The 14,816-nt window shown below is 49.6% G+C and carries 8 protein-coding genes; 2 read left to right on the top strand and 6 right to left on the bottom strand.

Annotated features, from left to right (window positions below; translation table 11 throughout):
• Positions 1–4 precede the first annotated feature (4 nt).
• Together IEV19_RS07160 and aspS are read right to left on the bottom strand one after the other, a co-directional pair.
• Positions 5–1,789 carry a chloride channel protein gene (locus IEV19_RS07160; RefSeq protein ID WP_188369969.1) on the bottom strand — a complete coding sequence of 595 codons (1,785 nt, stop codon included), beginning with the start codon at positions 1,787–1,789 and terminating at the stop codon, positions 5–7.
• Between the two features lie 61 nt (positions 1,790–1,850).
• A complete protein-coding gene (gene aspS / locus IEV19_RS07155) occupies positions 1,851–3,602 on the bottom strand; it encodes an aspartate--tRNA ligase (protein WP_188369968.1) in 1,752 nt (583 codons plus the stop codon).
• Positions 3,603–3,782: 180 nt separating this feature from the next.
• Here aspS and IEV19_RS07150 point away from each other — a divergent pair, with 180 nt between their 5' ends.
• Both IEV19_RS07150 and IEV19_RS07145 read left to right on the top strand, forming a co-directional pair.
• Positions 3,783–6,704, top strand: a complete 2,922-nt coding sequence (locus tag IEV19_RS07150; protein WP_188369967.1) for a SusC/RagA family TonB-linked outer membrane protein — start codon at positions 3,783–3,785, stop codon at positions 6,702–6,704.
• Positions 6,705–6,714: 10 nt separating this feature from the next.
• A complete protein-coding gene (locus tag IEV19_RS07145) occupies positions 6,715–8,043 on the top strand; it encodes a RagB/SusD family nutrient uptake outer membrane protein (RefSeq protein WP_188369966.1) in 1,329 nt (442 codons plus the stop codon).
• Positions 8,044–8,081: 38 nt separating this feature from the next.
• On the opposite strand, the gene IEV19_RS07140 is transcribed toward IEV19_RS07145, so the two are convergent.
• Genes IEV19_RS07140 through IEV19_RS07125 form a run of 4 tightly spaced genes read right to left on the bottom strand, consistent with a single transcriptional unit; the run spans position 8,082 to position 14,728 of the window.
• Positions 8,082–11,582 carry an efflux RND transporter permease subunit gene (locus tag IEV19_RS07140; RefSeq protein ID WP_188369965.1) on the bottom strand — a complete coding sequence of 1,167 codons (3,501 nt, stop codon included), beginning with the start codon at positions 11,580–11,582 and terminating at the stop codon, positions 8,082–8,084.
• Positions 11,583–11,589: 7 nt separating this feature from the next.
• The gene (locus tag IEV19_RS07135) at positions 11,590–12,759 is read right to left on the bottom strand and encodes an efflux RND transporter periplasmic adaptor subunit (protein ID WP_188369964.1); all 1,170 of its coding nucleotides are present in this window, start codon (positions 12,757–12,759) and stop codon (positions 11,590–11,592) included.
• 25 nt (positions 12,760–12,784) lie between these two features.
• Positions 12,785–14,122: a TolC family protein gene (locus tag IEV19_RS07130; RefSeq protein WP_188369963.1), complete on the bottom strand. Its 1,338-nt coding sequence runs from the start codon at positions 14,120–14,122 to the stop codon at positions 12,785–12,787.
• Positions 14,123–14,728, bottom strand: a complete 606-nt coding sequence (locus IEV19_RS07125) for a TetR/AcrR family transcriptional regulator (RefSeq protein WP_188369962.1) — start codon at positions 14,726–14,728, stop codon at positions 14,123–14,125. It abuts the gene before it with no gap.
• Positions 14,729–14,816 lie beyond the last annotated feature (88 nt).

The following is a 14,816-nucleotide window of genomic DNA, read 5'->3' as shown; positions in this document are numbered from 1 at the left end:
GTTCTTACTTTGTAAAATTGATCAGCTTACGCCTGTAGGCAGTGAGCAATTTAGATTTGGAGACAAAGCCGTAGTATTTCCCCTCCCGGATCACAGGGAGATTCCAGGCGCTGCTGTCCTGAAATTTTTGCATGACGGCCTGCATGGAATCCGATTCGTAAAATATGTGTTCCGGGGCATTGTGCATCAGTGTTTCCACCAGGATCTTGTCGTACAAAGTCGTATCGAACATAAAATCCCTGACATCATCCAACAGGACAATTCCCATAAGAACCCCTTCTTTGTTGACCACCGGGAAAATGTTCCGGGTCGATTTTGCCACCGACTGATGTAACATCTCCCCCAGGGTCATCTCCAGGTTCACGGTCTTAAAATCCTTTTCAATGACGTCGTCCAGTTGCATAAGGGTCAGGACCGTCTGATCCTTGTCGTGGGTGATCAGGGCGCCCGCCTTGGCTAGTTCCCGGGTATAAATGGTGTGATCCATGGCATTCTTGGTGATCAGAAAGGAGATGGCCGAGGTGATCATCAGCGGGACGAAAAGTTCATAGCCCCCTGTGATCTCGGCGATCAGGAATATTGCTGTCAAAGGCGCGTGTAATACCCCCGCTATAAGCCCGGCCATCCCGATCAGGGTAAAATTGCTCTCATTGACCTCAAAGCCCATTCCGAGGTTGTTGATCACCTTGGCGACCACATTCCCCAGGGTGCTGCCCATGACCATGGTAGGGATAAAGATCCCACCGGCACCCCCTGCGGCAAAGGTGGTTGTCATGGCTACTGCCTTAAAGATGGTAATCCCGAAAAGGAGGGCGATGACCACCCAGATATTGGACGTATAATCGTCAAAAGGGGTTTTTCCCAGGGCCTCCAGGGAATTTCCCTCTAAGAGGTGATTGATAAAACCAAATCCCTCCCCATAGAGAGGCGGGATAAAGTACAGCATGACCCCGATGGCGATCCCGCCAACCAGGAGCTTGTATTTGGGGCTCCTGAACCTTTTGAAGAACTGCAGGATACCGAAATACATCTTGGTAAAATAGATGGAAGCAAAGGCGGTTCCCACCCCCAGCAGGATATAAAAAGCCGTATCCCTTATCTGGAACTTTTCAGTGATGCTAAAAAAGAACAGGGTCTCATCGCCCAGGAAAAAATATGAGGTAAGTACCCCGGAGATAGAAGCAAAGAGCAGGGGGAGCAAGGAGATCATGGTCAGGTCCAGGCTGAACACCTCCACGGCAAAGATGATGGCGGCAATGGGCGATTGAAAGACGGATGCGATGGCTCCCGCAGATGCACAGGCGATCAGCAGGGAACGGGTCTTGGCATTTATGTGCAGAAAGCGAGACAAATTAGAACTAATTGCGGCCCCTGATGCCACGGCGGGCCCCAAAAGTCCCACGGAACCCCCGAATCCAACAGTAAGCGGGGCTGTGATCAGAGGGGTGTAGATCTTCTTTACACTGATGATCCCCTTCTTCTTGGACATGGCAAGGAGAATGGAAGAGATGGCGTGTTCCAGCTTTTCCCTGTGGACGTATTTAACATAGAGATACACCAGGGTGAGGCCTACGATCGGAGTTATAAAATAGAGCTGGGTACTGAAAAAATGGATCCCCCGGTCGACCAGGGCCTCGATAAAATAAGTGGTATTCTTCAGGGTAACCGCGGCGAGACCGGCGAGAAACCCCACTGCCACACTCATGATATGGATAAAGGTCTTGTTGGAGATATGTTTATACCGCCATTTGAAAAATCGGGAAAACAGAATTTTGATCTGTCTCTGCATGTCGATTTTACATAAATTACAGGCAGACCACCCTTAAGCCTGCCCTACGGATTTGAAAAGATTACTCCTGTCTGAGCCTCAAGTTCAATTCCTCGAGCTGGTCCTCATCAATAGGTGAAGGAGCATCGATCATCACGTCACGCCCACTGTTGTTTTTTGGGAAGGCGATAAAATCCCGGATGGTCTCCTGCCCTCCGAGGATGGCTACCAGCCGGTCCAGGCCAAAGGCGATTCCGCCGTGGGGAGGAGCGCCGTATTGAAAGGCATCCATGAGAAATCCAAACTGGGCTTTGGCCTCTTCTTCTGAAAATCCGAGGTGCCTGAACATGATGCTCTGCACTTTTTTATCGTGAATCCTGATAGACCCGCCCCCGATTTCATTTCCGTTCAGCACCAGGTCATAAGCGTTAGCCCTCACGGCGTCCGGATCGGTATCGAGCAATTCGAGCTGACCCGGCTTTGGAGAAGTAAAGGGGTGGTGCATAGCGTGGTAATCCCCTGTTTCCTCGTCTTTTTCGAGAAGAGGGAAATCGACAACCCACAGGGGGGCAAATACATTGGGATTACGCAGTCCCAGACGTTCTGCCATTTCCATGCGCAGTGCACTCAGCTGTGTCCTGGTCACATCGGCCTCTCCGGAAAGTACACAGACCAGATCGCCCGCCTTGGCGCCGGCTGCTTCTGCCCATTGCTTCAGGTCTTCCTGTTCGTAGAATTTATCTACAGACGATTTAAAACTTCCGTCTTCCTGGCAGCGTACGTACACCATACCCTTGGCACCGATCTGTGGCCTTTTCAGCCAGTCGATGATTCCATCGATCTCCTTCCGGGTAAAGGCAGCTCCACCGGGAACGGCGATCCCGACCACCAATTCGGCTGAGTTGAAGACCTGGAAATCCCTGTGCTGAGCTATTTTATTGAGTTCGGCGAACTTCATATCGAAACGGATATCCGGCTTGTCATTGCCGTAGGTACGCATTGCCTCGTCATAGGTCATTCTTGGGAAGGTGTCGACCTCCACGTTGCGGATCGCCTTGAGCAAATGACGGGTCAGACCTTCAAAGGCGTTCAGTACATCTTCCTGTTCCACAAAGGCCATTTCACAGTCGATCTGAGTAAATTCCGGCTGCCTGTCGGCCCTGAGGTCCTCATCCCGGAAACACTTCACGATCTGAAAGTATTTGTCCAGCCCTCCTACCATCAGGAGTTGTTTAAAGGTTTGTGGTGACTGGGGCAGGGCGTAAAACTGACCCGGATTCATCCGGCTTGGTACCACGAAATCCCGTGCACCCTCCGGGGTGGATTTTATGAGATAAGGGGTTTCCACTTCAATAAAACCCTGGGAAGAGAGGTAATTCCTCACTTCCATGGCCACCTTGCTCCTGAAGATAAGATTCTCCTTTACGGGATTCCTTCGAATATCCAGGTAGCGGTATTTCATTCTCAGGTCCGCACCACCGTCTGTCTCATCCTCAATGGTAAACGGGGGTAGGAGCGCGGGATTAAGCACTTTCATTTCTGCCACCAAAATCTCGATCTCACCCGTTGGCAGTTGAGGGTTTTTGGAAGCCCGCTCGATCACAGACCCATGGACCTGAATGACGAATTCCCGTCCCAGTTTTCTGGCTTCGGTCAGCAGAACGGCTGATGTGCGTTCTTCGTCAAACACCAGCTGGGTGATCCCGTAACGGTCCCTGAGGTCCACCCACACCACAAATCCTTTATCCCGTACTTTCTGTACCCATCCGCTCAGCACTACATCGGTGCAAATATGCGTTTTTCTCAACTCACCACAGGTGTGACTTCTATACATTGATAATCCGAATTTTAGATGCGGCAAATGTAAGAAGTAATGCGATCAACCCCCAATTTACAAGTGATTTTTGGGGATTTATTCCTTTGGTGGAAAGCAAAGAAATCGGCAAATAGATTTTGAGGTTAAAAAATCTTCACTACCTTGGAAAGTCAAGAATCTAACTCAAAACTAATCAACATGAAACAAAAACTACTTGGAAAGACGTTCCTGTGGTTGTTTCTGGCGTTACCCATTCTGGGTTTTTCGCAGGGAACAGTGAGCGGGAACATAACGGATTCCAGTTACGGAGGCCCCCTGGCGGGGGTGAACGTCGTGGTTAAAGGCACCTCCAGAGGGGCTGTATCCGACTTCGACGGAAATTATTCTATCAATGTGGACAGTTTTCCAGCCACTCTGGTCTTCTCATCCCTTGGGTATGAGACCAGGGAGTTGACTGTGGAGGGACCTACAACCCTGAACGTGGCCATGGCTGAATCTGCCACAGGTCTGGACGAGGTTATCGTTACCGGGCTGGGTACATCGATCAAGCGAAGTAACCTCGCCAATGCGGTGGCGACCGTCTCAAATGATGAACTGGTAGGGACCACTGCACAGTCGACTTTAGACGGAGCACTCTACGGTAAACTGACCGGGGTTAATATCACTTCGTCCTCAGGGGCACCCGGTGGTGGATTTGCCTTGCGCTTGCGGGGTATTTCCTCCATCAATGGTAACAACCAACCCCTGTACATTGTCGACGGGGTTTATGTGAACAACTCAGAGATCCCATCCGGGCTTCGTTTTGCCTCAGGAGCCAACAGAGGGAATGAGGAGAACTCGGCCAACAGGATTGCCGACCTCGATCCCAACGATATCCAGAATATTGAGGTACTCAAAGGAGCTTCTGCAGCGGCCATTTACGGTACGCGTGCAAATGCCGGGGTTGTGATCATCACCACCAAGCGCGGTAGCCAGGGAAAGACGGAAGTAAAGTTCAGCCAGGATACCGGGTTTAACACCATCATCAAGAAATTGGGGCTGAGACCCTGGACAGCCCAGAGTGTGGAAGACACTTTTGGTGCTGCAGAGGTTACCCTCTACAACCAGGCCATCGCTGCCGGCGGTCTTTTTGATTACGAAGACATCATCTATGGTGAAACCGGATTGATCACAGATACCCGCATCAGTGCCAGCGGGGGAGATGAAAAGACCAAATTCTATGTAGGGGCTTCCTACAGGGATGAGGAAGGTATTATCAAGAATACCGGTTTCGATCGATTCTCATTAAGAGCCAATATCGATCACAAGATTTCCAACACCTTCAATTTCTCGGCTTCCTCCAACTACGTGAGGAGCAGCTCCAGCAGGAGTTTTACAGGTAATGAGAACGAAGGTGGATTGAGTTACGGGTACACCCTGGCCTTTACCAGGCCGTGGATCAACCTCTTCCCCGATGAGACCGGGGCCTATCCGGATAACCCGAACTACTCAGGGAACCCGATTTTTGTAAGGGACCTCGCGAGGAATGAGGATAAGAACAATCGATTTATCCAGGGGATCAAACTGGAGGCCAACGTACTGAATACAGGAGACGACGCAGTGAAGCTTATCTTTAACGGAGGAGCTGATTTCCTTGCTAACGAAACCTTTGTCTATGTTCCTGAGACCCATCAGGCACAGCGAGGTAACCAGAACGGATTCATTGGTGTTGGTAAGAACAACTTTACCAACTTCAACTACCAGGGTATTGCGGTTTGGAACCACAATGCCATGGGAGGAGATCTGGGTCTTACGTCCCAGGCCGGTATTTCCTATCTGGAACAGCAGGCAGACCTGATCTTTAACCAATCGACCCAGCTGATCCCAAATCAGACCAATCTGAGTCAGGGTTCAGCCCAGGCCATCACCCAGAATACTTCCGTGGTGAAGGAATTCGGTTATTTTGCCCAGGTTGAAGGTAACTACATGGATCAGTTGATCGGTACCGTTGGATATCGTTTAGACAAATCGACCCTCAACGGAGACCCCAACAAATACTACGGTTTTCCCAAGGCATCCCTGGCGGTCAACCTTCACAATTTCGACTTCTGGAGCGAAGGAGCCCTGCAGCGACTCAAGTTGAGGGCAGCCTACGGTGAAACCGGTTCTTCCGCAGCCTTTGGTTCTGCCTTTACAGGACTTAATCAGGTGTCGATAGGAGGGGTCGGAGGATCATCGATTTCGGCCCTTAAAGGGGACCCGAATGTAGAGCCTGAGACCTCTTCAGAATTTGAGGTCGGGTTTGATGCCGGACTCTTCAACAAAGTAAATCTGGAGGTAACCTACTATAACAGAAATGTGAGCGATCTGCTGCTGAGCAGGGTGCTGCCGACCTCTTCTGGATTCGGGTCTGAAACCACCAACCTGGCCGACCTCAAGAACTACGGGGTTGAAGTAGGGATCACAGTGAACCCGGTGCAGGAGGACAATTTCTTCTGGAGTTCCAATATCAACTGGTGGTTCAACCGATCTGAGATCACAAGGCTCGATGTACCACCATTCCCTCAACCCGGAGCCGGATTCGGTCTCGGACTGGGAACTTTCTATATAGAAGAGGGCAAGCCGGTGACCCAATTGGCCGGTAACGTCAATGGGGTACCTACCCAGATAGGAAATGTAGAACCTGATTTCCAGATGGGTTTCTTCAACAATTTCACCATCATGAAGCAGTTTGATGTTTCCTTCCTTCTTCAATGGAAGAAAGGTGGAAATAACATCAACCTCTCGAAGTTGTTGACGGATTTAGGTGGAACTACCCCGGATCTCGATACCCCTGAAGCCCAGGAGCGGACAAGTCTTGGGTTTGTCGCTGAGCGATTTGTGGAACCTGCGGGATATCTCAGGCTGAGGGAAGCTGCGATCTATTACAGATTGCCTTCAAGTGCTCTGGAATTTTTCGGAGATACGGTGACCGGGATCAAACTCGGGGTGTCCGGAAGGAATATATTCACCATCACCGATTACACCAGCTACGATCCGGAAACGTCCACGAATGGTGGAGCCGGTCTGTCTTCAGGGATAGAGGTAACTCCTTTCCCAAGTACCAAGCAGTTCTATTTTCACTTAAATGTTAATTTCTAAAAAAATAGCGATGAAAATCATTCAGAAATATAAATCAATAGGAGGTTTGGCGCTCTTGGTATTCTTTGGTGCTTTTATCTCCGCCTGTTCCTTCGATGAACAGGTAGACCCTAACAGGCCCAGTCTGGCCGGGGTTCTGACCGATGCCTCTGAGAATCAGCTCAACAACCTGGTTGTAGGGGTAGAAGCGGCCATGAGAAATTCACTTCCGATCCAGACCACAGCCTCCGGAACCATGGCGAGGGAGCTATACCTCTTTGATGCGGATCCCCGAAATACGGGAGACCTGCTGGGGGCAAACGGCAGTAACCTCGACAACAACTCCTTTTATTCCACTGCTCCCTGGGGAGGAAGATATGTTGCGATCAAGAATGCGAATATCCTTTTGCAATCCCTGGACAACACCACTTCTGTAACCGATACACAGAAGGCCGGATATCGGGGATTTGCCAAAACGATCATCGCTTTTGAGCTGATCGAGGTTTTGAAGATGTATAACCGGGCCCGGATAGATGTGGCCGACCCTGACAACCTGGGTCCCATCCTGGAGTTTGATGCTGCCCTCACAGCTGTAAGGGCTTTGCTCGATGAGGCTCTGTCCGACCTGAATAGTGCCGGATCCGAGTTCTCGTTTCCACTGGCAGGCTTTGACGGCTTTAATACTCCCAGCACCTTTGCCCAGTTTAACAGGGCTACGGCTGCGGTTGCGGCCATATATGCCGGTGACGGGGGTGCCGCTCTGACGGCGCTTAATGCATCTTATTTTGACCTGGCAGGAGACCTTACCATCGGGCCCAAGCACGTGTTTAGCCTTGACAGTGGGGATCAGACCAACGGACTCTTTAAGATCCCTGACAATAACGGGGATCAGATCATCGTCCATGATTCCTTTATTGCCGATGCAGAAGCGGGAGATACCCGGGTAGACACCAAGACCCTGATCAGGGCCAATCCCACCACTCAGGACGATCTCTCAGGGGCATACCAAACCGCCCTCTACGCTTCTAATATATCGCCTATCGACATGTGTCGTAACGAGGAACTTATCCTGGTGTATGCGGAAGCCAATATCCTGACGAATGACCTCGATGAAGCAGAGAATGCGCTCAACGTAATCAGGAATTCAGCAAACCTTCCGGATATGCCAACGACTATTGTGCCATATACGGCGGAGGAATTGACTACTGAATTGTTGAGGCAGAGGAGATATTCACTCTGGTGTGAGAACCATCGGATGTTCGATCTCAGGAGGTACAACCTGTCTAACACCCTGCCAATCGACAGGGCCGGAGACCAGATCTTTAACGTGATGCCGATCCCGTTATCGGAAAACGAATAGAATGAAATGTAAAGGCCGCCTTTTTGGGCGGCCTTTTTTTATGCTGCGAGCTCGATCTCTTTTTCTTTTGTGGTTTCCAGTCTGCTCGGCCGGAAATACAGTTTGATCCGGTACGTGATATTGAATAATACGGGTACGATGATCAGGGTAAGAAAGGTGGCGATGATCAGACCAAAGATCACTGTCCAGGCCAGAGGCCCCCAGAAGATCACATTATCCCCTCCCACATAGACTTTTGGATCCCCTGTTGAGAAGAGGGAGAAGAAGTCGATATTCAGTCCTACGGCAAGGGGGATGAGTCCCAGGACAGTAGTTATTGCTGTCAGGATCACAGGACGCAGCCTCGCCTTTCCACCTTTAACAATAGCCTCGGTCACATATTTCATGGGTAGGAGGTCATAATCATCCAGTCCGAGTGCTACCTTTTTCCGATCGATCAGGATTTGGGTATAATCGAGGAGAACCACCCCGTTGTTCACCACGATACCTGCCAGAGCAATGATCCCCATCATGGTCATCATGATCACAAAAGGCCATCCGGTGAGCATCAGGCCCCCGAAGACCCCGATAAAACTCAGGAAAATCGCTGTCATGATGATGGCAGGTTTGGAGATCCCCCCAAACTGGAAGATCAGGATGAGCATAATGAGTCCGAGTCCTGAAAAGAATGCGCCGACCAGGAATTGCATTTGCTTGTTTTGCTCTTCTATCTGCCCCGTAAAGTCGAGATTAACGTCCTCCGGCAGGTCCTGGAAGTTCTCCATCTCCTTCTGGATCTCGGCGACCACAGCTCCTGCATCCGAAAACCCGGGTTTAAGTCCGGAATAGACCGTGACGACTCTTTTGCTGTCCCGGTGTTTGATCGCGCTGAAGGAGGAGGTGTTTTTCTGACTGGCAACAGCTGATACCGGTATCTCCTTGATCTGTCCTGTGGCCTGGTCCCTGAAAATAATATTCTGGTTGAACAGGGCACTTTTGTCATATCTGAGATCCTCCTTAAAACGAACGTTGATGTCGTAGTCCTCTCCATCGACCTTGTAAACCCCTGCCTTCTCTCCGAAGAGGGATCTTCTTAACTGCTGGCCTACCTGCCCTACGCTCACGCCCAATTCTCCGGCTTTCTCCCGGTCTACTTGCACGTTCATAGAAGGTTTGCCCTTATTGACATCGATTTTCAGCTCTTCGATCCCCGCGATGTTCTTCCGGTTGATAAAGTTTCGGATATTCTCCGCTGTATTGATCAATACGTCGTAGTCCTTGCCTTCCAGTTCTATATTGATAGGATATCCTGATGGTGGCCCGACGGCATCCTTTTCCACGGAAATGGATACGCCGGGATAAATACCAATAAGATCGTCCTGTATCTCTTTTCTCAACTGCTCGGTATCCAACCCATTGCGGTATTTGAATTCCCGCATGGAAAGCGCGATCCTTCCTTTGTGCGGCATTTCAGCAGAAGAGCCCCCATCGGTATAGGGATTACCTGCACCTTCTCCCACCTGGGACACCCCTGAGGAAAGCAGGAAGTTGTAGTTGCCCTGTTTGTATTTGGGCTGATTCGCCACGGCATAGACCCGATCCTCTATCGCCTTGGTGAGTTCGTTGGTCTTCTCAATGGCAGTACCCTGCGGGTATTCGATATAGACATTGATCTCGTTGGGGGTGTTGTCCGGGAAGAATTCGACCTTTGTCCTGCCGCTTCCCAGTGAAATACCAAAGAGCATGATGGTAGTTACCAGCAGCAATCCGGTGATCCCTGCAAACCAGTACACGTTTTTCCCTCTGAGTGAATATTTGATCTGTCGCTCATAAAAATTCTCAAAACGGACCAAAGCTGTATTCTGAAACCGTTTTGCCCATTTCTTGATACCGTATTTGTAAGCCCAGAAAAGAATGGCATTGAGGATCATCAGACTGCCCAGCCCGCGCAAACTTCCTCCGAAGATCAGGATGAGAAGCCCAAGCCCACCCAGGATGATACTCACCCGGATCAGCTGTCTGCGGGTGAGTTCCTTGTCTCCCACTTCCATAAACCTCGAAACGAGCATAGAGTTCATAAAAATGGCCACAAAAAGGGAAGAACCCAGTACAACGGAAAGTGTTATCGGGAAGTAGATCATGAACTGCCCGAATATTCCCGGCCAAAGTCCCAGGGGCACAAAAGCAGCCACGGTGGTCAGGGTAGAGACGATGATCGGAAATGCGATCTCACCTATCCCTTTTTTAGCTGCAGCGATTCGAGACATCCCTTCCTGTTCCATAAGGCGGTATACGTTCTCGACCACCACAACCCCGTTGTCGACCAACATCCCGAGCCCCATGATCAGTCCGAAGAGGATCATGGTATTCAGGGTATACCCCAGCCATGACAAAATCACAAAAGAAAGGAACATAGACATGGGGATGGCGAACCCCACAAAAAGGGCATTCCTGAATCCCAAAAAGAACATGAGGACAGTCACCACCAGGATGATCCCGAAGATGATGTTATTCACCAGGTCGTCTACCTGCCCTAAAGTCCTGCTCGATGAATCGTTGGCGATGGTCAGGGTAAGGTCTTTGGGATAATAATTATCCTCTGCATCCTTCACGATCGCCTTGATCTCGTTGATGGCTTCTATAGTATTTCTTCCTGAACGCTTCTTTACATCGAGCATCACTACGTTGTCGCCAAATTCACGAGCAAAGGTGGTTTTGTCCTTTTCATCAAAGGTCACCTTGGCTATGTCCTTGAGGTAAATAGCCCCGTTCTCAGATTTGACCACGAAATCATTGAGTTCCTGTGGATCCTGAATCTCGCCCAAGATCCTGATGGTTCGTCTCTGATTGATGGTCTTGAGATTTCCGGCAGACATGGTCATGTTGCCGTTGGAAATGGCCTGGAGCACGTCCTGAAAACTCACCTTGGCTGCCATCATCTTGTAGACGTCAACGGCTACTTCCACCTCTTTCTCCTGGGCACCTCGTATATCCACTTCTTTAACCTGGGGCAGGTCCTCGATCCGATCTTCCAGATACTCGGCGTATTCCTTCAGTTTTTCTACGGGATAGTCGCCCGTAAAATTGATGTTGATGATGGGGATCTGTTCGGCCAGGTTAAGGTCGAATACGTTGGGCTCTACCTTTGCTCCGTTAAAAAGCGGCCAGTCCTCCCCGGCTTTCTCGGCATCTACCTCGTCCTTCACCTTTTGCTTGGCCTCTTCAACTGTGATATCCTCGTCGAATTCAGCTGTGATGATGCTGTAATCCTCCTGAGAAGTGGAGGTGAGTTCTACCAGGTTGCTCACATTCTTGATACGGTCCTCCAGGGGGTCCGTGATCAGTCTCTCCACATCCTCGGCCGTATTCCCCGGATAAGGGGTACTGATATAGACCTTGGTCTCCACTACTTCCGGAAAGTCTTCCCTGGGCAGGGCCATGTAGGCTCCGTATCCCATGAAGAGAAAGATGGCGATCATCACATAGACCACCGAAGGGTTGTCAATTGCCCAGGAAGAAGGTCTGAACTCCTTATCGACGTTTTTTTTCTGTCTGCTCATACCTGAATTACTTTAAGATTTGAACGTCCTGGTTGTCTTTGACGCTTCTGGCCCCTTCCTGTATGATGAGCTCTCCTGCCTTCAGGCCTCCGAGGATCTCAACAAACCTGCCCTGGGTCTTACCGGTGGTCACAACGCGTTTTCGCGCGGTCCCTTTCATATCTTCGGTGGGATCTTCGGCAATAAAAACATATTGTTCTCCTTCAGCATTTTCAGAGATCACACTTTGTGGAACCAAAAGAGCTTCGGGATTGGTGTAATCGTTGATCATCACCCTGGCGGTCAGGTTGGGTTTTACCCGTCCCTCCTTATTGGGTACCGGAATCTCTACGCTGAAGGAACGGTTATTGGGGTTGATGTAATTTCCTGCTTGCCTTACCTGGGTTTGGATAGAATCCCCCAAAACCGGGAAGTACACCCTGGCTTTGGTGCCGTTGTCTATACTTCCGACATAGGTTTCGGGAACATCTACGGTGATGTACATATTGCTCAGGTTGACGATCCTGAAGATCTCTGACCCGGGCCCGGGAGAAACCACGGTCCCCTGATCCTTGATCACATCATCGATGATGCCACTGAACGGGGCTCTGAGAGCAGATTTGCTCAATTGCCGTTCTACCTGTTCAACACTGTTCTTGGTTGCTTCATAGGAGGTCTTTGCCTGCAAGTACTGGATCTCTGACCCTATATTTTGTTCCCAAAGTCTCTTCTGACGCTCATAGGTGGTTTCTGCCAATGCTGCCTGGGCCCTGAGTTGTTCCAGCTGACTGGCCATTCCGCCGTCATCTATCCTGCCGAGCAATTGTCCTTTGACCACCCTGTCTCCTTCCGTGACATAGACGGATTCCAGAGTTCCTGCCATTTCGGGATAGATCAATACATTTTGGCGGGTTGCAACATCCCCCTGCAATTCAAGGAAATGCTCGAATTGCTGAGGTCTTACCTCGAAGGTATTGACAAGAGGCAGTTTCGTGTCTGCATCGAGGATGGAGATAACAGAATCCAGGGCCTGAACCTGATCATTGATCGCTTTCATCTCTTCAGTGAGAGTGGCCTTTTTACTCCTGATGGCTTCGAGATCCCCACCGGCAATGAGGCTGTCAATGGATTCATTCTGGTTCCCTCCGCAGGACATCAATACGGTCAAAAGGGCCAGGATTGGAATATTCGTTTTCATTTTGGTCTGTGGATTTGTATTGTTCTTATTTGTTGTTGGCGATTACTTCCAGTTCAGTTTTAGCATTGATCACGTCTACCATGGACTGGAGGTACTCCTGCTGGGCGCTGTACAATTGTGTCTGTGCTTGCCTGAGTTCAAAACTTGAGGCGATTCCTTCCTTGTATTTGATCTGATTTTTTCTTTCGATCCGTTCAGCGAGGTCGAGGTTCTCCTGAGTGGTCTCGTATTGTTCTATTGCGAGCTGATAATCGCTTTTGGCTTTTTCCAGTTGCAACCTGATCTTCTCCTGGGTCTCATTTAACTGAGTCCGGGCTTTTTCCAGGGCTATCTTTGCCCTTTGCGTACTTGCGCTCCGCCTTAAAGAGCTGAAGATGGGAATGCTGAGATCGAATCCCAGGATGGAGGAATCAAACCACTGCTGATCGCTGTCAAAAAAGGTAAAGGAATCGCTGAAGGCTGTCGACCCGTAGTTTAGGAAAGCATTCAGGGTAGGCAGGGCTCTGCTCTTGGCCAATTTCAGTTCAAAATACCGCTGTTCGTTCAGGTTGTTGACGAGTTTGTAATCGACATTATTTTCCATGACGAATGGAGAGTCAATCAGGGTTGGGTCTACGTAGGACTGTGCCAGATCATCCAGGTTTTCCTTCAGCTGGGTTGCAGTATCTAGGGGAAGGCCCAGGACGAGGTTCAGCATTTGCAGGGTTATACCCTCCAGCCGTCGCGCATTGCTCAACTGGCTCTCAACAGTCGAAAAGGTGATCTGAAGTTGTTCTACGCTTTCTTCTTCAGCCAGGCCATTTTCGTATAGCTTGCGGGTTTCATAAAGGTTATCTCTAAGGGCTTCCAGATTGTTGTTGAGGATATTCACAGACTCCCTTGCCAGCAATACATTTCCGTAGGCTTCAACCACAGCCTTTCGCACTTCCTGCTGGGTTTTCTCCTTGTTGTTCTGGCTGTAGCTCAGAAAGGCCCTGGTAGCCTGAACACCCACAATATAGGACCCGTCAAAGATCTGCTGCCGGACAGTAGCCGTTGCGGTGGCCTGTTGGGGTTGGCCAAAGACGATAGGCTGAAACTCACCGGGTTCACCTCCAAAAAACTCTGCAGGGATCAGTGATACGGGTTGTTTCAGGAAGTTCTGGTAGCTTACGTCTCCTGTGATCTGTGGTAGTCCGGAGGCTATGGTCTCCCATTTTTGCTTACGCGCATCAATGATATCCCTATCGGCGTTTACAGCGCTGTAATTATTTTCCAGGGCAAAAGCAATGGCCTCATCCAGGGTGAAAGATGCCGATTCTTCCTGGGCGTATTGCAGGGAATACATGAGAAATAAGGCGATAAATAAACAGGTCCGTTTCATTTATTCCTGATTAGATTGAATAATTTGATTTAGAATTTTACGCCCCTCAGGCGTAACGATCCCACGGAGGTGGTATTCGAGATAATCATCCATTAGCTTGGTCTTTGGAAACTCGTCCTCAGGGAATAGGGTGTGGTCCTTGATGCTGGTAACCCCGGTAAAATAGATCCTTGCAATGAAATTCACATTGAGGTTAGAGCGATAGATCTCCAGCTCGACTCCCCTTTTAATATTGTCTACTACGCAGGTCTGCATAAGGTCGAATTGCTTCATGCGCATGGCGCTGTGGATACGGGGATAGTATTTCTGCAATTGAAACTGGGGAGACGCCTTTTCGTCCTTCAGGTGCTTCATGGCAAATTTCTTGATCTCATAAAGCTCTTCGATCGGGTTCTTTTGCATGCTGCAGATCGCATCTATCCCCTGGGATATCTGGTCGAACAGGCTGTTGGCGCAGGCCTCTACTAATTTGGTCTTATTGTCGAAATGGGAGTAGATAGTCTTTTTAGACATTCCCATCTCGTGCGCCAGGTCGTCCATGGTCACGCTTTTAAAGCCCAGAGACAGGAACATATCGGTCGCTTTATCCAGAATCTTTTCTCTCATAAGGAGGCAAATATATTTCGGAAACTTTAAAAACAAAAAAAGTTTCCAAAGTTTTACGTTTAATTAACATTCCCCTGCTCCGGGAAAA

Origin of the sequence: Muriicola marianensis (genome assembly GCF_014638095.1) — a bacterium.
Lineage (GTDB): Bacteria > Bacteroidota > Bacteroidia > Flavobacteriales > Flavobacteriaceae > Muriicola > Muriicola marianensis.
Note: the sequence above shows the minus strand (reverse complement) of the source record. Positions and strands in the feature narration are given on the sequence as shown.

Coding starts and splice junctions, on each gene's coding strand:
- IEV19_RS07160 (WP_188369969.1), bottom strand. CDS start 1,789: ATGCAGAGACAGATCAAAATTCTGTTTTCCCGATTTTTCAAATGGCGG.
- aspS (WP_188369968.1), bottom strand. CDS start 3,602: ATGTATAGAAGTCACACCTGTGGTGAGTTGAGAAAAACGCATATTTGC.
- IEV19_RS07150 (WP_188369967.1), top strand. CDS start 3,783: ATGAAACAAAAACTACTTGGAAAGACGTTCCTGTGGTTGTTTCTGGCG.
- IEV19_RS07145 (WP_188369966.1), top strand. CDS start 6,715: ATGAAAATCATTCAGAAATATAAATCAATAGGAGGTTTGGCGCTCTTG.
- IEV19_RS07140 (WP_188369965.1), bottom strand. CDS start 11,582: ATGAGCAGACAGAAAAAAAACGTCGATAAGGAGTTCAGACCTTCTTCC.
- IEV19_RS07135 (WP_188369964.1), bottom strand. CDS start 12,759: ATGAAAACGAATATTCCAATCCTGGCCCTTTTGACCGTATTGATGTCC.
- IEV19_RS07130 (WP_188369963.1), bottom strand. CDS start 14,122: ATGAAACGGACCTGTTTATTTATCGCCTTATTTCTCATGTATTCCCTG.
- IEV19_RS07125 (WP_188369962.1), bottom strand. CDS start 14,728: ATGAGAGAAAAGATTCTGGATAAAGCGACCGATATGTTCCTGTCTCTG.